Here is a 24,777-nt window from a genome sequence, read left to right on the forward strand (position 1 = left end):
GAGACATGAACGACCGTGCAGAATTCGACAGCCTGGTGCCGGCGCAGGGTTTCAGCCGGCGCGAGTTCCTGGTCACCAGCCTGGGCGCCGGCTTTGCGCTGGCCACCCAGCCGGTGGCGGCGCAGACCGCAATTCACACCGATGCCGCCGGCCTCACTGCCGGCGAGGTCAAGGTGCCGGTAGGCGATGGCGAGATGGTGGCCTACCGCGCTGCGCCGGCCGGTGTCGGCAAGGCGCCGGTGGTGCTGCTGATCTCGGAAATCTTCGGCGTTCATGAATACATCCGCGATACCGCGCGCCGCCTGGCCAAGCTCGGTTATTTCGTCGTCGCCCCCGAACTGTTCGCCCGCCAGGGCGATCCACGCCAGATCGAGAGCGTCGCCGAGATCATCGACAAGATCAGCAGCAAGACGCCGGACGCCGAGGTCATGCAGGACCTCGACGCGGCGGTCGCCTGGGCTGCCGGCCAGGGCGCCGACACCGGCCGGCTGGCGATCACCGGTTTCTGCTGGGGCGGCCGCATCACCTGGCTGTACAGCGCCCACAACCCCGGCGTCAAGGCCGGCGTCGCCTGGTACGGCCGCCTGGTCAGCCCGGTCAATACCTACAACCCGCGCCACCCGATCGACCTGGTCGGCGAACTGAAGGCGCCGGTGCTCGGCCTCTACGGCGGCGTTGATACCGGCATTCCGGTCGACACCGTCGATGCCATGGAAGCGGCGCTGCAGACCGGCAGTCCGGCGGCAAAGGCGTCGCAGATGCATCTCTACGACAACGCGCCGCATGCCTTCCATGCCGATTACCGGCCCAGTTACCGCAAGGAAGAGGCCGAGGACGGCTGGCGCCGCATGCTCGACTGGTTCCGCAGGAATGGCGTGTAAACGCCATTCCGGGGCACGGCGTGGCGCTTTCATGCTACGCTTCGCCCCTTGTCCTGCCCGCTGTCGATCATGACCACCGCCGAAACCGCCACCACTGAAAAAACCACCGACGTTCGTGCCTTGCTAAAGGACCTGCAGGAGCGCTTCGCGGTCTTCCGCAACCATAGCCCGCTGGCGATCGGCATCGACAAGCAGTTGTTCGCCGCGCTGCCGGACCTGAGCCGAAAATCGGTGCGGCTGGCGATGCGCAGCCACACGATGAGCACGCGCTACCTGAAGGAAATGGAAAAGGCGGCGCAGCGTCTGAACCTGGACGGTACGCCGGCAGGCGAAGTCACCGACGAGAACCGCCAGCACGCGACCGAGCAACTGAAGGAACGCTTCAAGAAGCAGGCCGAGCAGCGCAAGGCCAGCGAAGCGGCGGCCAAGGCCGAAGCCATGAAGCAGAAGAAGCTGTTAGAACTGGCCGAGAAATTCGGGCGCAAGTAAGAAGCAGGCGTCGCGAACAACACCGGGCCGGGTCCCTTTGCGGACGGGCCCGGTTTTTTTTCGCCGGCTGATTCGGTGCGTCAGAAATGCAGCAAATCTGTCGCCAGAAACGACTTAGGCCGCCCGAAGGCGGCCTAAGTCATTGAATTCTGGTGGGTCGTGAGTGATTCGAACACTCGACCTACGGATTAAGAGTCCGCTGCTCTACCAACTGAGCTAACGACCCAGAATTTATCCTGGTGGGTCGGGCGAGATTCGAACTCGCGACCAACGGATTAAAAGTCCGCTGCTCTACCGACTGAGCTACCGACCCGCCCCACGGGAAGCGCGCATTATATGGGGGTCGCCGCTTGCCGTCAACGCCTGCGAACAAATTTGGTGACTGTTGCCGATGCAAGCCTGTCCGTTGAATGGTGAAGTTATGTAGTCAGCAAGCTTTCATGGATTAGCCCCGCTAAAATCAAAGCGGGATTTTCCCCTTATCGTTCAGGAGCTTGATCATGGATGCGCAAAGTTTATCCCGCTATCAGGACTGGCTGTTGGCGGCGGCGACCGATGTCGGTCTCAAGGTGCTGGCGGCGATTGTTTTCTGGGTGGTTGGCCGCTGGCTGATCGGTATTGCGGTGGGCATGGTGCGTGCGGCGCTGGAGCGGCAGAAGGTCGATCCGACGGTGTTGCGCTACGTTGGTTCGATCGTCACCGTGACTTTGAACATCCTGCTGGTGATCGGCATCCTGGGTTACTTCGGGATGCAGACGACGACCTTCGCCGCGCTGGTCGCCGGTGCCGGGATTGCCATCGGCGCCGCCTGGGCGGGGCTGCTGTCGAATTTCGCGGCGGGCGCCTTCCTGATCGTTCTGCGCCCGTTCAAGGTCGGCGATTTCGTCTGCGTTGGCGGCGTTACCGGCACGGTGACCGAGATCGGTCTGTTCGCGACGACTTTGAACACGATGGACAACATTGCCACTGTAGTCGGCAACAACAAGATCTTCGGCGACAACATCCAGAATTTCACCCACAACCCGTTCCGCCGGGTCGATCTGAAGTGCCAGTTGGCCGGTGCTGCCGATCACCGGGCGGCGATTGCGCTACTGCGCGAGAAGATCGCGGCGATTCCGAATGTGCTCGCCGAACCGGCGGTCGATGTCGAGATCCTCGAGTTCAATCTGGTGGGGCCGGTGTTGGCGGTGCGTCCGTACTGCCATAACGACCATTACTGGCAGGTCTATTTCGAGACCAACCGGATTCTGCGCGAAGCGCTGGCCGAAGCCGGGTTCCCGGCGCCGATGCCGGCGCAGAACGTGCTGCTGACTCAGTCCTGAGGCGGGGAAGGGGCCGGCGTTGCCGGCCCGTGCTTCAGTTGCCGAGGCGGCGACAGATTTCCAGGGTCAGCGGTGCCTGGTTCATGCTGTAGAAGTGCAGCCCCGGGGCGCCGCCCTGAAGCAGGCGGGCACAGAGTTCGGTGACCAGGTCGAGGCCGAAGGCGCGGATCGATTCGGTATCGTCGCCGTAGCTTTCGAACTTCTTGCGCATCCAGCGCGGCAGGTCGGCGCCGCAGGCGTCCGAAAAGCGGGCCAGCTTGGTGAAGCCGACGATCGGCATGATGCCCGGGATGATCGGGATGTCGACGCCCAGCGCGCGCGCCTCGTCGACGAAGTGGAAATAGGCGTCGGCGTTGTAGAAATACTGGGTGATTGCCGAATTGGCCCCGGCCTTGACCTTGCGCGCGAAATTCCGCAAGTCGTCCTGCGGGCTGCGCGCCTGCGGGTGCCATTCCGGGTAGGCGGCGACCTCGATGCTGAACTGGTCGCCGGTCTCGGCGCGGATGAATTCGACCAGTTCGTTGGCGTAGCGGAATTCACCGGTTTCCGCCATGCCCGAGGGCAGGTCGCCGCGCAGGGCGACGATGCGGCGGATGCCGGCGGCCTGGTATTCGCCGAGGATTTCGCGGATCGACTCGCGCGTCGAGCCGATACACGACAGATGCGGCGCCGCATCGAAGCCTTCGGCGGCAATTTCCTTGACCACGGCGAAGGTGCGCTCGCGCCTCGAACCGCCGGCACCGTAGGTGACGGAGAAGAATTCGGGTTGCAGCCTGGCCAGCTCGGCGCGCGTCGCGCGCAGCTTGTCGACGCCTTCGGGCGTTTGCGGCGGGAAGAATTCGATGGAGATTTCTTTGTTCATTTTTTCAGCCAGATGAAGAATTCGCGGTTGCCGTCGCCGCCGGTGATGGGACTGTCGAGCCAGGCTTTTGCCGTCAGGCCGAGCTGGCGGGCGAGATCGAGGAAACGGCCCTCGACGTCGCGGTACAGCGTCGGATCGCGGACGATGCCGCCCTTGCCGATGTTGTGCGGGCCGACCTCGAACTGCGGCTTGATCAGCAGCAGCAGGTCGCCGTCGGCGGCAAGCAGGGTGGGCAGTTGCGGCAGGACCAGGGTCATCGAGATGAACGAGACGTCGCCGACGATCAGCTCGAAACCGTAGGCCGGCATTGCGTCGCCGAGGTCGGCGGCGGTCAGGGCGCGGCAGTTGATGCCTTCGAGTGCGGTGACGCGCTGGTCGCCTTTCAGCTTGCCGTGCAGTTGCCCGTGGCCGACATCGACGCCGACGACATGGGCGGCGCCAGCCTGCAGCAGGCAGTCGGTGAAACCGCCGGTGGACTGGCCGACGTCGAGGCAGGTCTTGCCCGCTGCCGCAATGCCGGTAGCCGCCAGCGCGCCAGCCAGCTTGAGTCCGCCGCGCGAGACGTAGCGGTCGCTGTCGTCGGCCAGCACTGTCAGTACCACTTCGGCCGGCAGTTCCTGCGCCGGCTTGCCGACCGGCTTGCCATCGGCGAACACCCGGCCTTCGCCGATCAGCCGTTGCGCCAGGGTGCGCGACGCCGCCAGCCCGCGCTGGACGAGCAGCGCGTCGGCACGCAGCAGGCCGTGCCGCTCGACCGGCGGCTTGGCCGCTTTTTCCGCGGCAGGACGACCGCCCTGCCGGGCGTGGAAGGAGTTCATGCTCATCGCTTGCCCAGCAGCACGCTGCTCAGTGCCCAGGAAACCAGGCTGTAGGCGATCGAGCCGGCAAGTGCCGACCAGAAACCGCCGACCTGGAAGCCGTCGATCAGGCTACCGGCCAACTGGAACAATACGGCATTGATGACGAAGATGAACAAGCCCAGCGTCAGCACCGTCACCGGCAGGGTGAGCAGGATTAGCAGCGGCCGCAGCAGCGTGTTGATCAGGCCGAGCACGACGGCAACCAGCAAGGCCGTGCCCAGACCGGCGACCTGGATCGACGGCAGCAGGTAGGGCAGGATGAGCAGGGCTAGCGCGTTGACGATCCAGACGGCGATGAGCTTGAACATGTTGGTGGGCTTAGTAGCGGTAGTGGTTCGGCTTGTACGGGCCTTCCACCGGCACGCCGATGTACCTGGCCTGCGCTTCGCTCAGCGTCGTCAGCTTGGCGCCGATCTTCTTCAGGTGCAGGCGGGCGACCATTTCGTCGAGGTGCTTGGGCAGCACATAGACGCCGACCGGGTATTCGCCGATCTTGGTGAACAGTTCGATCTGGGCCAGGGTCTGGTTGGCGAAGGAGTTGCTCATGACGAAGCTGGGGTGGCCGGTGGCGCAGCCGAGGTTCACCAGGCGGCCTTCGGCGAGCAGGATGATGCGCTTGCCGTCCGGGAAGATGATGTGGTCGACCTGTGGCTTGATGTTTTCCCAGGTGTATTGGCGCAGGCTGGCGACTTCGATTTCCGAGTCGAAGTGGCCGATGTTGCAGACGATGGCGTTGTTCTTCATCGCCACCATGTGGTCGTGGGTGATGACACCGACGTTGCCGGTGGTGGTGACGAAGATGTCACCAAGGGCGGCGGCTTCTTCCATGGTGACCACGCGGAAGCCTTCCATTGCCGCCTGCAGGGCGCAGATCGGGTCGATCTCGGTGACCATGACGGTGGCGCCGAGGCCGCGCAGCGACTGGGCGCAGCCCTTGCCGACGTCGCCGTAGCCGAGGACGACGCCGATCTTGCCGGCGATCATCACGTCGGTGGCGCGCTTGATGCCGTCGACCAGCGATTCGCGGCAGCCATAGAGGTTGTCGAACTTGGACTTGGTCACCGAATCGTTCACGTTGATCGCCGGGAACTTCAGTTCGCCGCGCTCGAACATCTGGTACAGGCGATGCACGCCGGTGGTGGTTTCCTCGGTGACGCCCTTGACCTGGACGAGACGGGTCGAATACCAGGTCGGATCAGTCTTCAGCTTGGCCTTGATGCTGGCGAAAAGAACGACGGCTTCCTCGCTGTCCGGATGGTCGAGCACCGACAGATCCTGCTCGGCGCGGGCACCGAGGTGCAGCAGCAGCGTGGCGTCGCCGCCGTCGTCGAGGATCATGTTCGAATAGCCGCCGTCGGCCCATTCGAAGATGCGGTGGGTGTAATCCCAGTAATCGGTCAGCGATTCGCCCTTGACCGCGAACACCGGCACGCCGGTAGCGGCGATGGCGGCGGCGGCGTGGTCCTGGGTCGAGAAGATGTTGCACGAGGCCCAGCGGACGTCGGCGCCGAGCGCGGTCAGCGTCTCGATGAGCACGGCGGTCTGGATCGTCATGTGCAGCGAACCGGTGATGCGCGCGCCTTTGAGCGGCTGGGTCTTGGCGAATTCCTCGCGGATCGCCATCAGGCCCGGCATTTCGGTTTCGGCGATGCGGATTTCCTTGCGACCCCAGTCGGCAAGGGAAAGATCGGCGATGACGTAGTCTTGGGTTTCAGCCACAGTAAAGCTCCTTGAACTGTGACCGGGGAGGGAGGTGCGGCATGCTCAGCTGCGCCCCCTGCGCCCGGCAGGGTTGGACAGTGAGCGCCGTTTTGAACCGAGCCTGGGAGTGGCCTCCTGCAGCGCTCCTCGGTAGGTGGCGGATTATAAACGCGTTTTCAGCGCTTGTCGCCGGCCCACCAGCGGTCGATGTCGCGGATGCCCCATTTTGCTGCATCCTCTCGGCCAGCGATCTTCTCGCGGCTCCTGGCGATATCGATGATCTCCGGCTTCAGGTAGGCCTGCGAGCGGGTCGAGAAGAAGACCTTGACCCGTGGCTTGAGCAGCGATAGTTCGCCCTGCTCGACGACGACGCCGAGCTTGCCCGATTCCAGCCGGACCAGCGAGCCGACCGGGTAGATGCCCAGGCTGCGGACGAAGGCCTGGAAGACGGTCGGGTCGAAATGCCCCTGCCACTCGGCCATGCGCTTGATCGATTCGGCCGGATCCCAGCCCGCCTTGTACGGCCGGTTCGAGCTGATTGCGTCATAGACGTCACAGACGGCGCCCATCCGGGCCATCAGGCTGATCTGTTCGCCCTTGAGGCCTGCCGGGTAGCCGCTGCCGTCGAATTTTTCGTGATGGTGCAGGCAGATGTCGCGGACCGCTTCGCTGATGCTCCGGCCTTCGAGCAGCATCCGGTGGCCTTCGTCCGGGTGGGTTCGGATCACCGCGAATTCCACGTCGCTGAGTTTGCCCGGCTTGTTAAGGATGGCCGTCGGCATCATGGCCTTGCCGAGATCATGCAGCAGGCCGCCCATGCCGGCCTCGCGTACCTGCTGTTCGTCGAGACCGAGTTGGCGGGCGAGCGCAATCATCAGGGCACAGACCGCGACGCTGTGCAGATAGGTGTAGTCGTCGGCGGTCTTGAGCCGGGCGAGGCTGATCAGCGCGCCGGGATTGCGCAGCACCGAGTTGGAAATTTCCTCGACCAGCGGCGCCGCGGCATCGGCGTCGACTGCCTTGCCCATGCGCGCCTCCTGGAACATCGAGACGACCGCTTCGCGGCCCCGGGCGACGATGCGGCTGGCCCGCTTGACCTCGTCGGCGAAGGCGGCTTTTTCTGCTGGTGCCGCGGCCGGTGTCGTTTCCGGTACGGTGTCGGCTGTCTCGTAGGCGATGGTTGCGTCCGTCGTCGGCTCGACGTCGCGTCCCTTGCCGATGTCGATCCACACCTCGCGGATCGAGCTTTCGCGGATCAGCACGAGATCGTTCGGGTCTTCGATGACGAAGCGCGTGCGCCAGAACGGATGATCGAGCCAGGCGCCGCAGAAGGCCTGGAGGTGCATGCCGAGACGGAGCTGGTCGACCGGAATTTTCTTGAGCATATCTGGCAATACTAACAAAAACGCGGGCTGGTGGCCCGCGTTGTCGTGCTCAGAATCATCCGCTCAGAGACCGGCGTCGCTACGCAACAGGTTGGCCCGGTCGGTGGCTTCCCAGGAGAATTCCGGCTCGTCGCGGCCGAAGTGCCCGTAGGCAGCGGTCTTCTGGTAGATCGGGCGCAGCAGGTCGAGCATGTTGACGATGCCCTTCGGGCGCAGGTCGAAGTGCTTGCGCACCAGCGCGGTCAGGGTTTCGTTGCTGACCTTGCCGGTACCGAAGGTATCGACCATGATCGACGTCGGGTGGGCGACGCCGATGGCGTAGGAAATCTGCACCAGGCAGCGCGAGGCCAGTCCGGCGGCAACGATGTTCTTGGCAACGTAGCGGCCGGCGTAGGCGGCAGAACGGTCGACCTTGGACGGGTCTTTGCCGGAGAAGGCGCCGCCACCGTGCGGCGCGGCACCGCCGTAGGTATCAACGATGATCTTGCGGCCAGTCAGTCCGCAGTCGCCCTGGGGGCCGCCAACGACGAAACGGCCGGTCGGGTTGACCAGGAAGTTGATGTTGCCCTTGATCAGTTCCTTGGGCAGCACCGGCTTGATGATCTGCTCGATGGTCGCTTCGCGCAGGTCTTCCAGGCTGATGTCTGGCGCATGCTGGGTGGACAGCACGACAGTGTCGATTGAGTGCGGCTTGCCGTCGACATACTTGATGGTGACCTGTGACTTGGCGTCCGGGCGCGCCCAAGGCAGGCGGCCGTCCTTGCGCAGCATGGCCTGGCGTTCGACCAGGCGGTGCGAGAGGTAGATCGGCAGCGGCATCAGCGATGGCGTTTCGTCGCAGGCGTAGCCGAACATCAGGCCCTGGTCGCCGGCGCCCTGGTCGAGATTGTCGTCGTAGGCCTTGTTCACACCTTGAGCGATGTCCGGGCTCTGCTTGTCGTAGGCGACGAGCACGGCGCAGCCCTTGTAGTCGATGCCGTAGTCGGTGTTGTCATAGCCGATGCGCTTGATCGTGTCGCGGGCGACCTGGATGTAATCGACGTTGGCGTTGGTCGTGATCTCGCCGGCGAGGACGACCAGACCGGTGTTGCACAGGGTTTCGGCGGCGACGCGGGAATGCTTGTCCTGGGCCAGGATGGCGTCGAGGATGGCGTCGGAAATCTGGTCGGCGACCTTGTCGGGATGACCTTCGGAAACCGATTCCGAAGTGAACAGGTACTCGCTCATGGGATGCTCCTTGGTCCTTGTCTCCGGCGTTACCGGCTTCGGACCACGAGCAGGCGACGCTTTAGCGGATTTTGTGAATCGCCCCGCAAGTTGTCTGTTTAACTCGGCGATCCCATAATGATAAGCCTTTGCCGTCTGCTTTCAACCCCCGGGGCCTCATGGTTTTTCTGTTCCGTCTGCTTTCGTATCTGCCGCTATCCATGGTGCATCGGCTTGGCGCCTGGCTCGGGAAACTGACCTACCTGCTCTCGCCCAGCTACCGGCGTCATCTGCGCGGCAACATGGCGCAGGCCGGCGTCGATCCGGCGCTGCATCTGCCGGCGGCGGCCGAGACCGGCAAGCAGATGCTCGAACTGTCGCGCATCTGGATGCGGCCGCTCGAACAGGCCAATGCCCAGGTCGTCGAGGTGGTCGGCCGCGAGTTGCTCGACGCCGCGCTGCAGGCCGGCCGGGGCGTCGTCTTCCTGACGCCGCACCTCGGGTGCTTTGAAATCACCGCCCAGTATCTTTCTTCTTTCGGCGATATCACCGTCCTCTACCGGCCGCCCAAGTTGGCGGCGGCGCAGGAACTGATCCTGATGGGGCGCCAACGGGCGCAGCTGCATCTGGCGCCGGCCGATCTGTCCGGGGTGCGGGCGCTGATCAAGGCGCTGAAGAAGGGGCAGATGGTCGGCATGCTGCCCGACCAGGCACCGAAGACCGGCGAGGGCGTGTGGCTGGATTTCTTCGGGCGCAAGGCCTACACGATGACGCTGGCCGCCCGCCTGACCGAAACCGGCGCCGCCGTGCTGCTGACCTGGGGCGAGCGCCTGCCCGAAGGGCGCGGCTACCGGGTGCATTTCCAGGCGCTGACAGCGCCACTGGCCGGCGATACCGTGGCGCGCGCGCAACAGATCAACCATGAGATCGAAACCCTGATCCGGCAGTGCCCGGTCCAGTACCTGTGGGGCTACAACCGCTACAAGACGCCGCGTGGCGCCGAACCGCCGCCGGCCTAGAAGCTGGCGGGGCAGGTATCATCCCGTTGTTGCCGGCCAGGGCCGCGCCGGTGGCAATCCACAGACCATGGCCGACTGAGAACAGGATTTACCCATGAGCAGCCTGAATATCGAGATTCGCCCCATCACGCCGCCGGAAGTGCCGGCGATTGCCTCGCTGGCGCGGGAAATCTGGCAGGCGAGCTATCCCGGGATCATCACCCAGGAGCAGATCGACTTCATGCTCGAGCAGCGTTACGGTCACGAGCGCCTTTACGACGACCTGGAAGACGCCCACAAATGGCTGGACCAGGCGATCCACGAAGGACGGCGTGTCGGTTTCGCATTCAGCGAGTTGTACAAGGGCGAGTTCAAGCTCGACAAGTTGTACATCCACCCCGATGTGCAACGGCGCGGCGTCGGTGGCCAGTTGATTGCCCACGTCGCCGAGCGGGCGCGCAAGCAGGGTTACCCCTGTGTGATCCTGCAGGTCAACAAACGCAATGTGAAGGCGATCAACTCGTACATGAAGTATGGCTTCAGCGTGCGCGAGACGATGGTCGACGATATCGGTCACGGTTACGTGATGGACGATTTCGTGATGGAGAAAAAGCTTTAGGAATTTGAGATAACTACCTGTCTCTGTTATTCTTTTTCTTGATCAATAGTGGAGCGGTTCGTGAAGCTCAAATTCACCAAGATGCACGGCCTGGGCAACGACTTCGTCGTGCTCGACGGCGTGCGCCAGCAGTTTTCCCTGACCCCGGAGCAGTTGCGCTACCTCGGCGACCGCCACTTCGGCGTCGGTTGCGACCAGATTCTGGTCGTCGAAAAGCCGACCCGGGACGGCGTCGATTTCCGTTATCGCATCTTCAACGCCGATGGCGGCGAGGTTGAGCAATGCGGCAACGGCGCCCGCTGCTTCGTGCGTTTCGTGCACGAGCAGGGGTTGACCGACAAGCGCGAGATTCGCGTCGAAACGATGAAGGGCGTCATCGCACCGCGTCTCGAGGGCGACGGCAAGGTCACCGTCGACATGGGCGTGCCGCGTTTCCTGCCGCACGAGATTCCTTTCCTGCACGACGACGACGTGGTCGTATACAACCTCGACGTCGCCGACGAGACGCTGGAAGTCAGCGTCGTCTCGATGGGCAACCCGCATGCCGTGCAGGTCGTTGACAGCGTGGATAGCGCGCCGGTTGGCGAGCATGGGCCATTGATCGAATCGCACGCGCGTTTTCCGCAACGGGTCAACGCCGGCTTCATGCAGGTCGTCGACAAGCATGCGATCAGGCTGCGGGTCTATGAGCGCGGCGCTGGCGAAACCCTGGCCTGCGGCACCGGCGCCTGCGCCGCCGCGGTCGCCGGTATCCGCCGTGGCCTGCTCGAATCGCCGGTGCGCGTCAGCACACGTGGTGGCGACCTGACCATCGCCTGGGGCGGCGAGGGCCGTCCGGTGCTGATGACCGGTCCCGCCCAGACGGTATTTTCCGGAGAAATCGATTTATGAGCGCCTTGTTTCCCGAAGACGTTGCCGAGTACCTGAAGCGCAACCCCGGCTTCTTCGAGCAGTACGCCGACCTGATGGCGCAGATTTTCGTGCCGCATCCGCACGGCGGGCGCGCCGTTTCGCTGGCCGAAAGGCAGATGCTGACGCTGCGCGAGAAAAACCGCGCCAGCGAGTCGAAGCTGGCCGAATTGATCGCTTTCGGCGAGGAGAACGACCAGATTTCCGAAAAGGTGCATCGGCTGGCGGTCGGGCTGATCGCCGCCGAAACCTTCCAGGCGGTGATTCACCTGCTGAACTTCCACCTGCGCGACGATTTTTCCGTGCCGCACGTCGCCCTGCGCCTGTGGGACAAGCCGGCCGGCATCGAGGACCTGCCGGAATTCGCCGCGGTCAGCGAGGAACTGCAGGTGTTCGCCGAGACGCTGGCGCGTCCCTACTGCGGTTCGACCGCCGGTTTCGGTACCGCTTCCTGGTTCGGCGAAGCGGCGCCGCACATCCGTTCGCAGGCGCTGATCGCCCTGCGCAACGGCGGTGGCACGATCGGCATGGTCGCCCTGGGCAGCGAAGAAACCCAGCGCTTCTACGCCGACATGGGGACGCTCTACCTCGAGCGTATCGGCGAGATGGTCTCGGCGGCGCTGGCACGGGTCACCAAGAGCACGCTGTGACGCCAGCGGCCGCGGTCGACGCCTACCTCGGCGAACTCGCCGGGCAGCGCCGGCTGTCGCCGCACACGCTGAGCAACTACCGGCGCGACCTGGAAAAACTGCTGGCGGCGGCGGGCGAACTGCCGCTCGACCAGTTGCTGGTTCATCACATCCGGCGTTTCGTCGCCAATCTGCATGGTGGCGGCCTCTCCGGCCGCTCGTTGGCCCGCCTGCTTTCGGCCTGGCGCGGCTTCTTCGCCTGGCTCGGCGCGCGCGGCCTGATCCGGGCCAACCCCTGCGAAGGCATCCGGGCGCCGAAGTCGCCGCGCCTGTTGCCGAAGGCGTTGTCGGTCGACGAAGCGGCGCAACTGATGCAGCCGCTGGCCGACGCCGACGATCTCTTCGAGCGGCGCGACGCGGCGATGTTCGAGCTGCTTTACTCGTCCGGTCTGCGCCTCGCCGAACTGGTCGGCCTCGATTGTTCGGCGCTTGAAAGCATCGTGCATGAAGGCGAGGTCCGGGTCATCGGCAAGCGCAACAAGCCGCGCCTGGTGCCTGTCGGTACCCCGGCCCGGCAGGCGGTCGCCGCCTGGGCGGCAGTGCGCGGCGCGCTGGCCTTGCCCGATGAAGCTGCGCTTTTCGTCAATACCCGCGGCCGCCGCATCGGGCCGCGCAGCGTCGAACAGCGGCTGGCGCAGCGGGCCCTGCAGCTCGGCCTGGCGCAGCACGTCCACCCGCATATGCTGCGCCATTCCTTCGCCTCGCATGTCCTGCAGTCGTCCGGCGACCTGCGCGCGGTGCAGGAAATGCTCGGTCACGCCAGCATTGCCTCGACCCAGGTTTATACCCATCTTGACTTCCAGCACCTGGCCAGCGTCTACGACAAGGCGCATCCACGAGCCAAGCGCTGAAAACGGCAAACAAATCAAGTGGTAATTGACCGCCGTCCGGTCAACCCGGCATAATGCCCGTCTTTCAAAATTTCGCCGTAATCCGGAGTCAGTCATGGCCATCAACCGCAACCGCCGCAACATCCTGGAACGCCGCTGCGTTTCGAAAACCGTCAAGCGCCTGTTCAAGGGCGACGGCAAGACGACGTTCAAGACCATGTACGCCGTCGAGTGCCATCAGCGCAACCGCAAGCCGCTGGGCAACTAAGCCGCACCACGCATTCCCGGCCCCGGTTATCGCAAGGTAACCGGGGCTTCTTGCATTTACCGGTCGACAAAAAACATGGCCCAATTGATCCTGATGCCCGGCAAGGAACGCTCGGCGATGAAGCAGCGCCACCCCTGGCTGTTCGCCGGCTCGGTCGGCCGCCTCGAAGGCCGCGCCCGGCCCGGCGATACCGTCGAGGTGCTGGCCGACAATCTGCGTCCGCTCGGGCGTGCTGCCTACAGCCCGCAATCGCAGATCCGCGCCCGCTTCTGGACTTTCGACGCTGACGAGTCGGTCGACGATGCCTTCTTCAAGCGTCGCATTGCCGCCGCCGTCGCCCGCCGCGAAGCGCTGCCGGAACTGCGCGGCCAGGATGGCGTGCGCCTGATCCATGCCGAATCCGACGGTTTGCCCGGCGTCATCGCCGACCGCTACGGGGACACCGTCGTCGTCCAGCTCACTTCGGCAGGTGCCGACAAGTGGCGCAAGGCAATCGTCGCCGGCCTGATCAAGGCGACCGGCTGCGCCCGTGTCTATGAGCGCTCGGATTCCGAAGTGCGCGCCCTCGAAGGGCTGGAGCCGACCACCGGCTGGCTGCATGGCGAGGCGCCGGCGACGCCGCTCTCGATCATGGAAAACGGCGTGCGCCTGGCGGTCGACATCGCCGGCGGGCACAAGACCGGCTTCTACCTCGACCAGCGCGAGAACCGCCGCCTGCTCGGTGAGCTGGCCGCCGGCAAGGAAATCCTCAACTGCTTCTGCTACACCGGCGGTTTCTCGCTGCAGGCGCTGGCTGGCGGCGCTGCCAATGTGCTGTCGATTGATTCCTCTGGTCCGGCGCTGGCACAGGCTCGCGCCAACCTGGCACTCAACCCGCAACTACCGGCCGAGCGTGCCGAATGGCAGGAGGCTGACGTCTTCCAGGCCTTGCGTGATTTCCGCCAGGCCGGCCGCAAGTTCGACCTGATCGTCCTCGATCCGCCCAAGTTCGCCCCATCGGCCGCCCATGCCGAACGCGCCGCACGCGCCTACAAGGACATCAATGTCCTCGGCTGCCGCCTGCTGCGCCCGGGCGGGATGTTGATGACCTACTCGTGTTCCGGCGGCATCGGCCTCGAACTGTTCCAGAAGATCGTCGCCGGCGCTGCCCACGACGCCGGACGGGAAGCACGCATTGTGCGCCGCCTGGCGGGAGCGGCGGATCATCCGGTGGCGCTGAATTTTCCCGAGGGCGAGTACTTGAAAGGCTTGCTGGTACAGGTCGATTGACCGGGGAGCATGCGGCTTTGTTGTAAAACATTGCCATGAACGGTCAGGGCATGCTAAAAAAGCCGTTCTGGACACGGAGTGGTCATGGTTTTCTCTTTCTTCAAGAAGCAGCCCGAGAAGGTGGTGCCCAAGGCGACCGTCGCTCGCCCGCGCACGCCGCTGCCCGAGATGAAGGTGCCGCCACCGCAGGCCGGTGTGCCGCAGAAGCTTGAGCAGCCTTTGCCGGATCTTGAATTTTCCGTAGAGGAAGTCCCGCCAGTAAAAGCGCCGCCTCCGGCCAAGCCGGCGAAACCTCCCGTGAGCCCATCCCCTGTGCCAGGACGGACGCCACTGGCGATGTCGGCGGAAGACGATTTTGACGGTGAGTTCACCACCTCGTCGGTGATGGCGATCGATGTCGTTCACGATATCGATCCCCTGCAGGCCGATGTCGAGCAGGTGGCGGTGCTCTTCGCCAATAGTCAGGACGATGCCGCACGTGCGCTGCTGCTCAGTGTGCTGAAGACCTACTCGGGGAGCGAGGGCATCCGCCTGTGGCGGATGTTGTTCGATCTGTTGCAGATTCAGGGAGACCGTGCCGCTTTTGACCGCTTCGGCATGGAGTTTGCGCGTAGTTGTGAAATGTCGCCGCCGGCCTGGCGGGACGCTGGCGGCGCCGGTGCGGGGCCGGCTTCGGCAGCGAAGGGCTTCACGCTGCAAGGCGTGCTGGCGGGTGATGACAGTGAAGCACTGCAGCAACTCGATGCATCCTTGAAGCAGGCCGGCGATCTGCTGGTCGATTGCAGTCGCTTGGTCGGTTGCGACGACATCGCTGCCGGCCTCCTGGCCGATGTGCTGATCGCTGCCCGTCGTTCCGGCAAGGTGGTGACCTTGCAGGGCGCTGACATCTTTGCGCGTCGCCTCGAGGAGCGCTTGAAAACCGGTGAGCCGGTGCACGAATCTGCCTGGCGCCTGCTGCTGGAGTTGCTGCAGCGGCTCGACACGCAAGCCCATTTCGAGGAAAAGGCGGTTGATTACGCGATCACCTTCGAACTGTCGCCGCCGTCCTGGGAAACCCTGCCCAAGGATGTCGTGGCCAAACAGACGGCGCTTGCCGCTGTACCCAAGGACGAGGTTTATTACCTGGCTGGCGAACTCAAGGGGCTGCGCTTCGATGAACTGCTTCCCCTGCTCGAAGCGGGTGGTCCGACGGTCATCGATTTTGCCGCGGTCCGCCGCGTCGATTTTTATTCGGCCGGGCAACTGGTCAATCGGCTGGCGCCGTTCAAGGCTGCCGGTCAGGATATCGTGATCCGCAGTCCGAATCACCTCGTCGCCGAGCTGATGGCCGTGGTCGGCCTCAACAAGCAGGCGCGCATCATCGTTCCCAAGTCCTAAAAAGGTTATTCCATGGAGCAATATCACGGCACGACGATCCTGTCGGTGCGCCGGGGCAACGTCGTCACGATGGGTGGCGACGGCCAGGTGACGCTGGGCAACATCGTCATCAAGGGCACGGCGAAAAAGGTACGTCGTCTCTATCAGGGCAAGATTCTCGCCGGTTTTGCCGGCGGCACTGCTGATGCCTTCACGCTGTTCGAGCGTTTCGAAGCCAAGCTGGAGAAGCATCAGGGCAATCTGGTGCGCTCGGCCGTCGAGCTGGCCAAGGACTGGCGCACCGACCGCGCGCTGCGCCGGCTGGAAGCCATGCTGTCGGTAGCTGACCGCGAATCCTCGCTGGTCATCACCGGCAACGGCGACGTCCTCGAACCGGAATACGGCATCGTCGCCATCGGCTCGGGCGGCGCCTACGCCCAGAGCGCGGCGCGTGCGCTGGTCGAGAACACCGACTTGAGCCCGCTGGAAATCGTCACCAAGTCGCTGGAGATTGCCGGCGACCTGTGCATCTACACCAATCGCAACTTCACGCTGGAGACGCTGGAATGAGTGGCGCCACGATGACCCCGAAGGAGATTGTCTCCGAACTCGACAAGCACATCGTCGGCCAGCATGCGGCCAAGAAGGCGGTGGCCATCGCCCTGCGCAACCGCTGGCGGCGCGCCCAGGTGGCCGAGCCGCTGCGCCAGGAAATCACGCCGAAGAACATTCTGATGATCGGCCCGACCGGTGTCGGCAAGACCGAGATCGCCCGCCGCCTGGCGCGGCTGGCCGATGCGCCCTTCATCAAGGTCGAGGCGACCAAGTTTACCGAGGTTGGCTACGTCGGCCGCGATGTCGAGACAATCATCCGCGATCTCGTCGAGATGGCGATCAAGGGCCACCGCGAGCGGGCGATGAAGGCCAACCGCGCGCGTGCCGAAGATGCCGCCGAGGAGCGCGTGCTCGACGCGCTGCTACCGCCGGCGCGCAGCCCAGGTTTCTACGCCGAGGAGTCGGCGACGACGGATAACGGTACCCGCCAGAAATTCCGCAAGAAGTTGCGCGAGGGCGAACTCGACGACAAGGAAATTGACATCGAGCTTGCTGCGCCGAGCATGCAGGCCGAGATTTTTGCGCCGCCGGGCATGGAGGAGCTGACCCAGCAGATCCAGGGGATGTTCCAGAACGTCGGCGGCGGCAAGAAGAAGTCGCGCAAATTGAAGATCAAGGATGCGCTGAAACTGCTCACCGATGAGGAAGCCGCCAAGCTGGTCAATGACGAGGAAATCAAGCTTGATGCCGTCAAGGCGGTCGAGCAGAACGGCATCGTCTTTCTCGACGAAATCGACAAGGTGGCCAGCCGTTCCGACGTGCAGGGCGCCGACGTCTCGCGCCAGGGCGTGCAGCGCGACCTGTTGCCGCTGGTCGAGGGAACGACGGTGTCGACCAAGTACGGCATGATCAAGACCGACCACATCCTGTTCATCGCCTCCGGCGCCTTCCACCTGTCGAAGCCGTCCGACCTGATTCCCGAATTGCAGGGGCGTTTCCCGATCCGCGTCGAACTCGACTCGCTGTCGGTCGCCGATTTCGAATGCATCCTGACCCAGACCGACGCCTGCCTGACCAAGCAGTATCAGGCGCTGCTGGCGACCGAGGGGGTGACGCTGGACTTCGCCGAGGATGGCATCCGCCGCATGGCCGAGATCGCCTTCCAGGTGAACGAGAAAACCGAGAACATTGGCGCCCGTCGCCTGCACACGGTGATGGAAAAGCTGCTGGAAGAAGTGTCCTTCGAGGCCGGCAAGGTCGGGTTGGAAAACATTGCGCTCGATGCCGCCTACGTCAATGACAAGCTTGGCGAAGTGGCGGCCGACGAGGACCTCTCCCGCTACGTGCTCTAAGGGCATTTCCGGATGGGCGGGCGGCCGCGCTGCCCGCACAATCCGCTTCCCCATTTCTTGCTGAGGCCGAACCGTGGACGAAAGCAGCCTGACCTTCCGCCTGCTGGCCATTCTTTTTCCAATCTTCGGTATCGTCGCCGCCGGGTTTTTCTACGGCCGCAAGCACAAGCCGGAGATGGCGGTGGCCAACCGGCTGAACATGGATGTCTTCGTGCCGGCGCTGGTCTTTGCCGCGATGGCCGGCAAGTCCTTCGATCTTGTCGCTTACGCGCCGCTGGCGCTTGCTGGTTTCCTCGTACTTGCCGCCTGCGGCCTGCTCGCCTGGCCGATCGCCAAACTCTGCGGCGTGCAGGCGAAGACGCTGGCGCCGCCGATGATGTTCAACAATTCCGGCAACATCGGTCTGCCGCTCGCCGTGCTGGCCTGGGGTGAGAACGCCCTGCCGGCGGCGGTGATCCTGTTCATGGTCGAGAACACGCTGCATTTCTCTTTCGGCGCCAAACTGCTCGATCCGAAAACACGCATCCTGATGCTCTGGCGCATCCCGGTGGTGTTCGCCGCCATTGCAGGCTTGGCCGTGGCCGTCCTGAAGATTCCCGTGTGGCAGCCGCTGGTCATCGCCATAAAGATGCTCGGCGATGTCTCGGTGCCGCTGTTGCTGTTCTCGCTTGGCGTGCGCATGACCGACGTATCCTTCGGCGAGTGGAAATTGTCGGTGGGCAGCGCACTGTTGCGCCCGCTGGCCGGCATGGCCATCGCCTGGGCCGTCATCCAGCTACTCGGACTGGAAGGGCGTGACGCGGCGATGTTGCTGGTGTTCGGCGCCTTGCCGCCGGCGGTGCTCAATTTCCTGTTTGCCGAGCGCTATAAACAGGAGCCGCAACGGGTGGCGTCGATCGTGCTGGTCGGCAATCTGGCGGCACTGATATTCCTGCCGTTGGCCCTGGCGCTGGTGCTTTAGCCCAGACTGTCCATCTGCCGCCGATCGCGCTTGGTCGGCCGGCCGTGGATTGCGGCGGCGGGTTCCTGGGTGAATTTGCGTCGCATCTGCTCGGCTTCGCGGGCGGCGATGCTCTCCGCGGTTTCTTCGTAGAGCAGGCGCGCTTCCGGCGCCGGGCCGCGCTTGTCCGACAGGCCGAGGATGCTCACGGTCCAGCGGGTATCCCCATTGAAGATGTCGAGGCGGTCGCCGACCTTTACGTCACGCGCCGGCTTGGTCGGCGCGCCGTTCAGCTTGATCTTGCCGCCGCTGACTGCATCTGTGGCCAGGCTGCGCGTCTTGAAGAAACGCGCAGCCCACAGCCACTTGTCGATGCGGATGCCAGCCACTACGGGAGGAGGGATTCGCCGGCGTAGAGCTGTTCAACGGTCTCGCGCTGGCGGATGACGTGCACCTGGTCGCCATCGACCATGACTTCGACGGCGCGTGGCCGCGTGTTGTAGTTCGAGGCCATGGCCATGCCGTAGGCGCCGGCCGACATCACGGCGAGCAGGTCGCCCGGCTGCAGGTTGAGCGGCCGCGCCTGGCCGAGGAAGTCGCCGGTTTCGCAGACCGGGCCGACGACGTCGTAGTCGCGCGTGGCGCCGGCACGCGGCACGACCGGGTCGATGTCGTGCCAGGCTTCGTAGAGGGCCGGGCGCATCAGGTCGTTCATTGCCGCGTCGATGATGGCGAAGTTCTTGGCCTCGCCTTCCTTGAGGAATTCGACGCGGGTGAGCAGCAGGCCGGCGTTGCCGACCAGCCGGCGGCCCGGTTCGAGCACCACCTTGAGACCGCGGCCCTGCAGCTTGTCGAGCAGCGGATTGAGGTAGGAGGCGACGGTCGGCTGCACTTCATCGGCGCGGTACTGGATACCGAGGCCGCCGCCGAGGTCGATGTGATGCACGGCGATGCCTTCGGCAGCGAGCTGGTCGATCAGCGCCAGGATGCGGTCAAGGGCTTCGGCAAACGGCGACGGATCGAGCAATTGCGAGCCGATGTGGCAGTCGATGCCGGCGACGGCGATGTTCGGCAGCGCGGCGGCGCGGCGGTAAAGCGCCAGCGCGTCGTCGTAGGCAACGCCGAACTTGGCTTCCTTGAGGCCGGTCGAGATGTACGGGTGGGTCTTCGGATCGACGTTCGGATTGACGCGCAGGCTGACTGGCGCGGTCTTGCCGAGCTGGCCGGCAACCTCGTTGAGGCGCTCGATTTCCGGGATCGATTCGATGTTGAAGCAGAAGATGCCGGCTTCAAGCGCCAGCTTCATTTCCGCCGCCGTCTTGCCGACGCCGGAGAAGACAACCTTCTGCGGATCGGCGCCAGCGGCCAGGACGCGCTGCAACTCACCGCCGGAAACGATGTCGAAACCGGCGCCGAGGCGGGCGAACAGGTTGAGGATGGCGAGGTTGGAATTGGCCTTGACGGCGTAGCAGACGAGCGCGCCGGCACCGGCCGGATGGGCGCCGAGGACGTCGTGAAATTCCTTGAGCGCTGCGCTCAGCGCGGCGCGCGAATAGACGTAGGCAGGCGTGCCGAACCGTTCGGCGAGGCCCGGCAGGGCGACGGATTCGGCGTGCAGGACGCCGTTCTTGAGGGCAAAGTGGGTCATCGGGCGGGGCTGCGTTGAGCCGTGCTAACATCTGCCGCGCCGCCCTTGGGCGGCAATTCGAGCGGGCCTTTCATGCCGCAGGCGGCAAGGCTCAGGATGATCAGTACGGCAGCGATTCGGGACATGGTTTCGGTCGCGGTCTGCGAAGAGCGGGATGTTAGCACACGATGGATGACAAAGAATTCAATGCCTTGGCTGATCAGGCTTTGCAGCAGATCGAAGCGGGGCTCGAACGTGCCGACATCGATTTTGAAATCGTCGCGGGTGGTGTGCTTGAAATCGAGTTCGACGATGGCAGCAAGATCATCGTCAATCGCCATGGCGTCGCCCGGGAAATCTGGGTCGCCGCCCGTAGCGGCGGCTTCCATTTTCGCTGGGATGGCGGGCAGTGGCTCGATACCCGCGATGCTTCCCCGCTGCTGACTAAACTGGCGGCGCTCGCCAGCCAGCAGGCCGGCGAGTCGGTCAGTTTTTCCTGATCACTGCGGGCCCATCAGTTGACGGACGCCCTGCGGCAAGCTTGAGGTAGCGGCTTCGGAACGCGGCGGTGGTGCTTGCTCGCCTACCGCCGCAGGGGTTTCTGTCGCCGTCTTCGGCAGGTTCTCGCTATAAATCAGTTCGCGGCCGGCACCATCGGCATCTGGTGCCGAACTCAGGCCCGGGGGCGGCGAGGGTAATCCCTCAGGGACATTTTTCAGCGCGGTCGCCATGTAGCCGATCCAGATCGGCAGCGCGGCGACACCGCCGGTTTCCCTGCTGCCCAGTTTGCGCGGTTGATCGAAGCCGACCCACGCACAGCCGGCTACGGTCTTCTGGTAGCCACAGAACCAGGCATCGACGTATTCATTGGTCGTTCCGGTCTTGCCTGCCAGGTCGCGGCGTTTCAGTTGGCTGGAGGCGCGGGCGGCAGTCCCGTAGATCGTGACGTCGCGCATCATCGAGTCGCTGAGGAAGGCGTTGCGGGCGTCGATCGCCCGGATCGATTCATCTCCGGCTTTGGCGGCCTTGGCGACAGCAAGAACCCGGTTCCTTTCGTCGCGGATTTCACTGACCACATAAGGTGTGATGCGGAAACCGCCGTTGGCGAATACCGCATAGGCGGTGGTCATTTGCCATGGAGTGACCGAGCCTGCGCCCAGCGCCATCGTCAGATAGGGCGGGTGTTTCGCCGTGTCGAAACCGAAACGGCCGATGTAGTCCTGGGCATACTGCGTGCCTATGGCTTGCAGCAAGCGGATGGAAACCATGTTTTTCGATTTTGCCAAGGCGGTGCGCAGCGGCATGGGGCCATCGTACTTGCCGTCGTAGTTTTTGGGCTGCCAGGCCTGGGAGCCGGTTTCCCCGGCGGAGATGACGATCGGTTCGTCTTCGACGATGCTGCCGGGGTGGAAGCCTTTTTCCAGCGCTGCGGAATAAATGAAAGGCTTGAAACTGGATCCCGGCTGTCGCCAGGCCTGGGTCGCGTGGTTGAACTTGTTGCGATTGAAGTCGAAACCGCCGACCAGTGCCCGGATGGCGCCGTCAGCGGGGTCTATGGCGACAAAGGCCGATTCCACTTCGGGGAGTTGGGAGATCGACCATTTGCCGGCCTCGTCCTTGATCACCCGGATGATGGCGCCACGCCGGATGCGTTTGTTGGGGGGGGCCTTGTCGTCGAGCATCCGTTGGGCGAAGCGCATTCCTTCACCCGAGAGGGTCAGCAACTCGCCACCTTTGACGTAAGCCTGCACTGTGTTCTGCCCGGTCTGCAAGACCAGCGCAGGCCGCAGGTCGCCGGCATCGTGGATGTCCTGGAGCAGGATGTCGATGGTTTCGTCCTGGTCGGAAGTCAGGCTGCTCATGTCGATGTAGGACTCCGCGCCGCGATAACCGTTGCGGCGGTCGTAGTCCATCACGCCCTTGCGTAGCGAACGATAGGCTGCTTCCTGATCGGCACGGAGCAGGGTCGTGTAGACTTTCATGCCGCGCGTATACACGTCTTCCGGGAAACTGTCGGCGGCAAGCTGGCGCGCCATCTCGGCCACGAATTCGGCATTCACCGCGTATTCGGAAAGTTCGCGTTTGATGACCAGTGGCTCCTTGAGTGCCTGTTCATGTTGCGCGTCAGAGATGAAGCCAAGCTCCAGCATGCGGCGCAATACATATTGCTGCCGGATTTTGGCGCGTCGGGGGTTGGCAATAGGATTGTAGGCTGATGGCGCTTTGGGCAGCCCTGCCAGCATGGCGGCCTCAGCGATCGAAACGCTGTCCAGTGATTTGCCGAAATAGATCTGGGCGGCGGCACCGAAGCCGTAAGCGCGCTGCCCCAGAAAAATCTGGTTGATGTATAGCTCAAGGATCTGATCCTTGCTCAGGCTGCTTTCAATTTTCAGCGACAGCAAGGCTTCGTAGAGTTTCCGTGTGTAGGTTTTCTCGGAAGTCAGAAAGAAATTCCGGGCGACCTGTTGCGTGATTGTGGAGGCGCCTTGTTTTTTTCCGCCGCTGATCAGGTTCGAGGTGGCAGCTCGTATGATTCCGGTATAATCGATCCCCATGTGCTGATAGAAACGATCGTCCTCGGCCGCGAGGATCGCCTGCTTCATGATGGCTGGGACTTTCGAAATCGCTACAACAGCGCGTCGTTCTTCGCCGAATTCGCCAATGAGGTGACCGTCGGCGGTGTAGATGCGTAACGGAATCTTGGGGCGGTAGTCGGTCAGTACTTCGAGCGAGGGCAGGTTTGGGTAGGCCAGGGCAATCACAATGATGGCGATGGCCAGGCCGACCAGAGCGATGCCAACGAGAGCGATGATGGGGTAAAGGAGTAGGCGAAGCGCACGGGGCATGGATTGTTGTCGTGTGTGGCAAGTGTGTCGGCATTATACGCTGAGGTCATTTCGGGGTATAAAAGAGCTTTACACTGCAGTGGCTTGTTGTTAGCATCTGAAGTGAATTATTGGTTTTTCTTCTAAGATCGTAATCCGTAAGGACTTTCTGGGGGTGTGGTGGGCTTCGATATCTCAGCTTTACTTAATCCCAAGGCGCGCCCTCTGCTGGGGCTCGACATCAGTTCGTCGGCTGTAAAGCTCGTCGAGTTGACTGCTAACGGGAGGGATGGCTATCGCGTTGAGCGTTACGCCATAGAAGTGTTGCCAAAGGATGCTGTTTCCGATGGCAATATTGCGAACCTCGACGCCGTGGTGGAGGCGGTCAAACGGGCCTGGAAGCGTCTCGGGACGTCGACACGTAACGTTGCGATGGCGCTCCCCGCATCGGCTGTGATTACAAAGAAAATCATAGTGCCGGCCGGCTTGCGGGAAGAGGATCTGGAAGTTCAGGTCGAGACTGAAGCCAATCAGTACATTCCCTTTTCTATTGACGACGTGAATCTGGATTATCAGGTTCTGGGGCCGGCGCCTTCCGTTCCTGACGAGGTCGAGGTGTTGATCGCCGCGTCGAAGAAGGAGCGGGTCGAAGATCGGGTGGCGGTTGCCGAGGCGGCCGGGCTTAAGGCTGCGGTCGTCGATGTCGAGTCGTTTGCTACCTTGGCGGCGTTTGAACTGGTCGAGCGTCAGCTTCCCGAGGGTGGCAAGAATCAGGTGGTCGCATTGGTTGATATCGGCGCCAATGTGATGAACCTCACGGTCATGCGCAACGGCCAGCAGGTTTATGCGCGCGAGCAGGCGTTTGGCGGCAGTCAATTGACCCTGGATATATCCCGCCATTATGGAATGGCAATTGAAGAGGCTGAGTTGGCGAAGCGCTCGGGGAATCTACCGGAAGGCTATGAGGCGGAGTTGCTCAATCCGTTCATGGAAAATCTGGCGCTTGAGGTTTCGCGCTCGCTTCAATTCTTCTTTACCTCGACGCAGTTCAATCAGGTGGACCACATCGTCCTGGCAGGCGGATGTGCGGTGATTCCCGGGATTGACGAAGTCGTGGCGACGAGAACACAGTTCAATACACTGGTTGCCAACCCGTTTGCCAACATGCTGCTGTCCGATCGGGTTCGGGCGCGAAATCTGCTGGCAGACTCGTCGTCCATGATGGTGGCCTGTGGTTTGGCCTTGCGGAGGTTTGATCCAGCATGATACGTATCAACCTATTGCCACATCGTGAACAGGCCAGAAAGGCCAGGCGCGAACAGTTTTACGTTCTGGCCGGGCTGGTGCTGGTGCTTGGCGTCCTTGTCGCATTTGCGATTTACTCGCTGATTGATGCGCAGATTCAGGCGCAGAACGAGAGGAATGATTTTCTCAAGCAAGAAATTGCCGTTCTTGACAAGCAGCTGACGCAAATCAAGCGCCTGAAAGAGCAAACGCAAGCCTTGCTGGCGCGTAAACAGGTAATCGAGGACTTGCAGCGCGACCGTGGCGAGACGGTGCACCTGTTGAGTGAAATGGTGCGCCAGGTCCCTGAAGGGGTCTATCTCAAGTCCATGAAACAGGAAGGCCTGAAAGTCAATGTGACAGGCTACGCCCAGTCCAATGCGCGAGTCTCGGCACTGATGCGCAATATTGACGGCTCTCCTTGGTTGGAAAATCCGCGTCTTATCGAAACCAAGGCCGTCGTTCTCGATGGTCGCAGGGTCAACGAGTTTGGCATGGATTTCACGCTGACCCGAGTGCCGCTTGAGGGGGCGAAACAATGAGCCCGAAA

At 63.2% G+C, this 24,777-nt stretch carries 27 protein-coding genes, 2 tRNA genes and 1 riboswitch; of the genes, 17 read left to right on the plus strand and 12 right to left on the minus strand.

The annotated features are described in order from the left end of the window. Positions 1-5 precede the first annotated feature (5 nt). Both ACE3OV_RS05835 and ACE3OV_RS05840 read left to right on the plus strand, forming a co-directional pair. Entirely contained in the window at positions 6-881 is an 876-nt protein-coding gene (locus ACE3OV_RS05835) for a dienelactone hydrolase family protein (RefSeq protein ID WP_374325949.1), read from the plus strand. 69 nt (positions 882-950) lie between these two features. Beyond that, positions 951-1,370: a ProQ/FINO family protein gene (locus ACE3OV_RS05840; protein ID WP_374325951.1), complete on the plus strand. Its 420-nt coding sequence runs from the start codon at positions 951-953 to the stop codon at positions 1,368-1,370. Between the two features lie 150 nt (positions 1,371-1,520). On the opposite strand, the gene ACE3OV_RS05845 is transcribed toward ACE3OV_RS05840, so the two are convergent. Both ACE3OV_RS05845 and ACE3OV_RS05850 read right to left on the minus strand, forming a co-directional pair. Then, positions 1,521-1,596: transfer RNA gene (locus ACE3OV_RS05845), tRNA-Lys, on the minus strand. Between the two features lie 11 nt (positions 1,597-1,607). Continuing rightward, positions 1,608-1,683, minus strand: a tRNA-Lys gene (locus ACE3OV_RS05850). Between the two features lie 187 nt (positions 1,684-1,870). On the opposite strand from ACE3OV_RS05850, the gene ACE3OV_RS05855 reads away from it, so the two are divergent. After that, on the plus strand, positions 1,871-2,692 hold the full coding sequence (locus tag ACE3OV_RS05855; protein WP_374325953.1) for a mechanosensitive ion channel family protein: 822 nt from the start codon (positions 1,871-1,873) through the stop codon (positions 2,690-2,692). A gap of 34 nt (positions 2,693-2,726) precedes the next feature. Here the strand turns inward: ACE3OV_RS05855 and metF are convergent, their stop codons facing one another. From metF to metK, 6 genes are all read right to left on the minus strand, one after another. Then, positions 2,727-3,554, minus strand: a complete 828-nt coding sequence (metF, locus tag ACE3OV_RS05860) for a methylenetetrahydrofolate reductase [NAD(P)H] (RefSeq protein ID WP_374325955.1) — start codon at positions 3,552-3,554, stop codon at positions 2,727-2,729. Next, positions 3,551-4,372 carry a TlyA family RNA methyltransferase gene (locus ACE3OV_RS05865; protein WP_374325957.1) on the minus strand — a complete coding sequence of 274 codons (822 nt, stop codon included), beginning with the start codon at positions 4,370-4,372 and terminating at the stop codon, positions 3,551-3,553. Before ACE3OV_RS05865 ends, metF begins: the two co-directional genes overlap by 4 nt. Positions 4,373-4,374: 2 nt before the next feature. Beyond that, positions 4,375-4,722 carry a phage holin family protein gene (locus tag ACE3OV_RS05870; protein WP_374325959.1) on the minus strand — a complete coding sequence of 116 codons (348 nt, stop codon included), beginning with the start codon at positions 4,720-4,722 and terminating at the stop codon, positions 4,375-4,377. A gap of 10 nt (positions 4,723-4,732) precedes the next feature. Further along, positions 4,733-6,133 carry an adenosylhomocysteinase gene (gene ahcY, locus ACE3OV_RS05875; protein WP_374325961.1) on the minus strand — a complete coding sequence of 467 codons (1,401 nt, stop codon included), beginning with the start codon at positions 6,131-6,133 and terminating at the stop codon, positions 4,733-4,735. A gap of 75 nt (positions 6,134-6,208) precedes the next feature. After that, a riboswitch (S-adenosyl-L-homocysteine riboswitch) is annotated at positions 6,209-6,270 on the minus strand. A 21-nt stretch (positions 6,271-6,291) separates the two neighbouring features. After that, on the minus strand, positions 6,292-7,500 hold the full coding sequence (locus ACE3OV_RS05880) for an HD-GYP domain-containing protein (protein WP_374325963.1): 1,209 nt from the start codon (positions 7,498-7,500) through the stop codon (positions 6,292-6,294). Positions 7,501-7,563: 63 nt separating this feature from the next. Then, positions 7,564-8,727: a methionine adenosyltransferase gene (gene metK, locus ACE3OV_RS05885; RefSeq protein ID WP_374325965.1), complete on the minus strand. Its 1,164-nt coding sequence runs from the start codon at positions 8,725-8,727 to the stop codon at positions 7,564-7,566. 158 nt (positions 8,728-8,885) lie between these two features. On the opposite strand from metK, the gene ACE3OV_RS05890 reads away from it, so the two are divergent. From ACE3OV_RS05890 to ACE3OV_RS05940, 11 genes are all read left to right on the plus strand, one after another. Next, complete coding sequence (locus tag ACE3OV_RS05890) at positions 8,886-9,725, plus strand: lysophospholipid acyltransferase family protein (RefSeq protein WP_374325967.1); 840 nt, start codon at positions 8,886-8,888, stop codon at positions 9,723-9,725. Positions 9,726-9,819: 94 nt separating this feature from the next. Further along, positions 9,820-10,323 (plus strand): N-acetyltransferase family protein, encoded by a 504-nt coding sequence (locus ACE3OV_RS05895; protein WP_374325969.1) that lies wholly within the window; start codon positions 9,820-9,822, stop codon positions 10,321-10,323. Positions 10,324-10,383: 60 nt separating this feature from the next. Then, positions 10,384-11,214, plus strand: a complete 831-nt coding sequence (gene dapF / locus ACE3OV_RS05900; RefSeq protein ID WP_374325971.1) for a diaminopimelate epimerase — start codon at positions 10,384-10,386, stop codon at positions 11,212-11,214. Then, positions 11,211-11,882, plus strand: a complete 672-nt coding sequence (locus tag ACE3OV_RS05905) for a DUF484 family protein (protein ID WP_374325973.1) — start codon at positions 11,211-11,213, stop codon at positions 11,880-11,882. The genes dapF and ACE3OV_RS05905 overlap by 4 nt, the downstream gene beginning before the upstream one ends. Beyond that, positions 11,879-12,772 carry a tyrosine recombinase XerC gene (xerC, locus tag ACE3OV_RS05910; protein ID WP_374325975.1) on the plus strand — a complete coding sequence of 298 codons (894 nt, stop codon included), beginning with the start codon at positions 11,879-11,881 and terminating at the stop codon, positions 12,770-12,772. Before ACE3OV_RS05905 ends, xerC begins: the two co-directional genes overlap by 4 nt. A gap of 94 nt (positions 12,773-12,866) precedes the next feature. Beyond that, positions 12,867-13,019: a hypothetical protein gene (locus ACE3OV_RS05915; protein ID WP_374325977.1), complete on the plus strand. Its 153-nt coding sequence runs from the start codon at positions 12,867-12,869 to the stop codon at positions 13,017-13,019. Positions 13,020-13,094: 75 nt separating this feature from the next. After that, a complete protein-coding gene (locus ACE3OV_RS05920) occupies positions 13,095-14,288 on the plus strand; it encodes a class I SAM-dependent rRNA methyltransferase (protein WP_374325979.1) in 1,194 nt (397 codons plus the stop codon). Between the two features lie 84 nt (positions 14,289-14,372). Next, positions 14,373-15,665 carry an STAS domain-containing protein gene (locus ACE3OV_RS05925; RefSeq protein WP_374325981.1) on the plus strand — a complete coding sequence of 431 codons (1,293 nt, stop codon included), beginning with the start codon at positions 14,373-14,375 and terminating at the stop codon, positions 15,663-15,665. Between the two features lie 12 nt (positions 15,666-15,677). Beyond that, positions 15,678-16,214, plus strand: coding sequence for an ATP-dependent protease subunit HslV (hslV, locus tag ACE3OV_RS05930; RefSeq protein WP_374325983.1), 537 nt, complete (start codon positions 15,678-15,680; stop codon positions 16,212-16,214). An 11-nt stretch (positions 16,215-16,225) separates the two neighbouring features. Then, the gene (gene hslU, locus ACE3OV_RS05935; protein WP_374326237.1) at positions 16,226-17,551 is read left to right on the plus strand and encodes an ATP-dependent protease ATPase subunit HslU; all 1,326 of its coding nucleotides are present in this window, start codon (positions 16,226-16,228) and stop codon (positions 17,549-17,551) included. A gap of 88 nt (positions 17,552-17,639) precedes the next feature. After that, positions 17,640-18,512, plus strand: coding sequence for an AEC family transporter (locus ACE3OV_RS05940; RefSeq protein WP_374326238.1), 873 nt, complete (start codon positions 17,640-17,642; stop codon positions 18,510-18,512). On the opposite strand, the gene ACE3OV_RS05945 is transcribed toward ACE3OV_RS05940, so the two are convergent. From ACE3OV_RS05945 to ACE3OV_RS05955, 3 genes are read right to left on the minus strand one after another with little or no spacing between them, the layout of a single operon-like run. Then, positions 18,509-18,871 carry an RNA-binding S4 domain-containing protein gene (locus tag ACE3OV_RS05945; RefSeq protein WP_374326239.1) on the minus strand — a complete coding sequence of 121 codons (363 nt, stop codon included), beginning with the start codon at positions 18,869-18,871 and terminating at the stop codon, positions 18,509-18,511. The two genes, ACE3OV_RS05940 and ACE3OV_RS05945, sit on opposite strands and share 4 nt — an antisense overlap. Positions 18,872-18,879: 8 nt before the next feature. After that, on the minus strand, positions 18,880-20,139 hold the full coding sequence (gene lysA / locus ACE3OV_RS05950) for a diaminopimelate decarboxylase (RefSeq protein ID WP_374325985.1): 1,260 nt from the start codon (positions 20,137-20,139) through the stop codon (positions 18,880-18,882). Next, the gene (locus ACE3OV_RS05955) at positions 20,136-20,264 is read right to left on the minus strand and encodes a lipoprotein (RefSeq protein ID WP_374325987.1); all 129 of its coding nucleotides are present in this window, start codon (positions 20,262-20,264) and stop codon (positions 20,136-20,138) included. The genes lysA and ACE3OV_RS05955 overlap by 4 nt, the downstream gene beginning before the upstream one ends. 42 nt (positions 20,265-20,306) lie before the next feature. Here ACE3OV_RS05955 and cyaY point away from each other — a divergent pair, with 42 nt between their 5' ends. After that, positions 20,307-20,618, plus strand: a complete 312-nt coding sequence (gene cyaY, locus ACE3OV_RS05960; RefSeq protein WP_374325989.1) for an iron donor protein CyaY — start codon at positions 20,307-20,309, stop codon at positions 20,616-20,618. On the opposite strand, the gene ACE3OV_RS05965 is transcribed toward cyaY, so the two are convergent. Further along, complete coding sequence (locus ACE3OV_RS05965; protein WP_374325991.1) at positions 20,619-22,964, minus strand: penicillin-binding protein 1A; 2,346 nt, start codon at positions 22,962-22,964, stop codon at positions 20,619-20,621. A 159-nt stretch (positions 22,965-23,123) separates the two neighbouring features. On the opposite strand from ACE3OV_RS05965, the gene ACE3OV_RS05970 reads away from it, so the two are divergent. After that, positions 23,124-24,209, plus strand: coding sequence for a pilus assembly protein PilM (locus tag ACE3OV_RS05970; RefSeq protein WP_374325992.1), 1,086 nt, complete (start codon positions 23,124-23,126; stop codon positions 24,207-24,209). Then, on the plus strand, positions 24,206-24,769 hold the full coding sequence (locus ACE3OV_RS05975; RefSeq protein WP_374325994.1) for a PilN domain-containing protein: 564 nt from the start codon (positions 24,206-24,208) through the stop codon (positions 24,767-24,769). Before ACE3OV_RS05970 ends, ACE3OV_RS05975 begins: the two co-directional genes overlap by 4 nt. Positions 24,770-24,777 lie beyond the last annotated feature (8 nt).

The sequence above is a fragment of the Azonexus sp. genome, assembly GCF_041909095.1.
Taxonomy (GTDB): Bacteria; Pseudomonadota; Gammaproteobacteria; order Burkholderiales; family Rhodocyclaceae; genus Azonexus.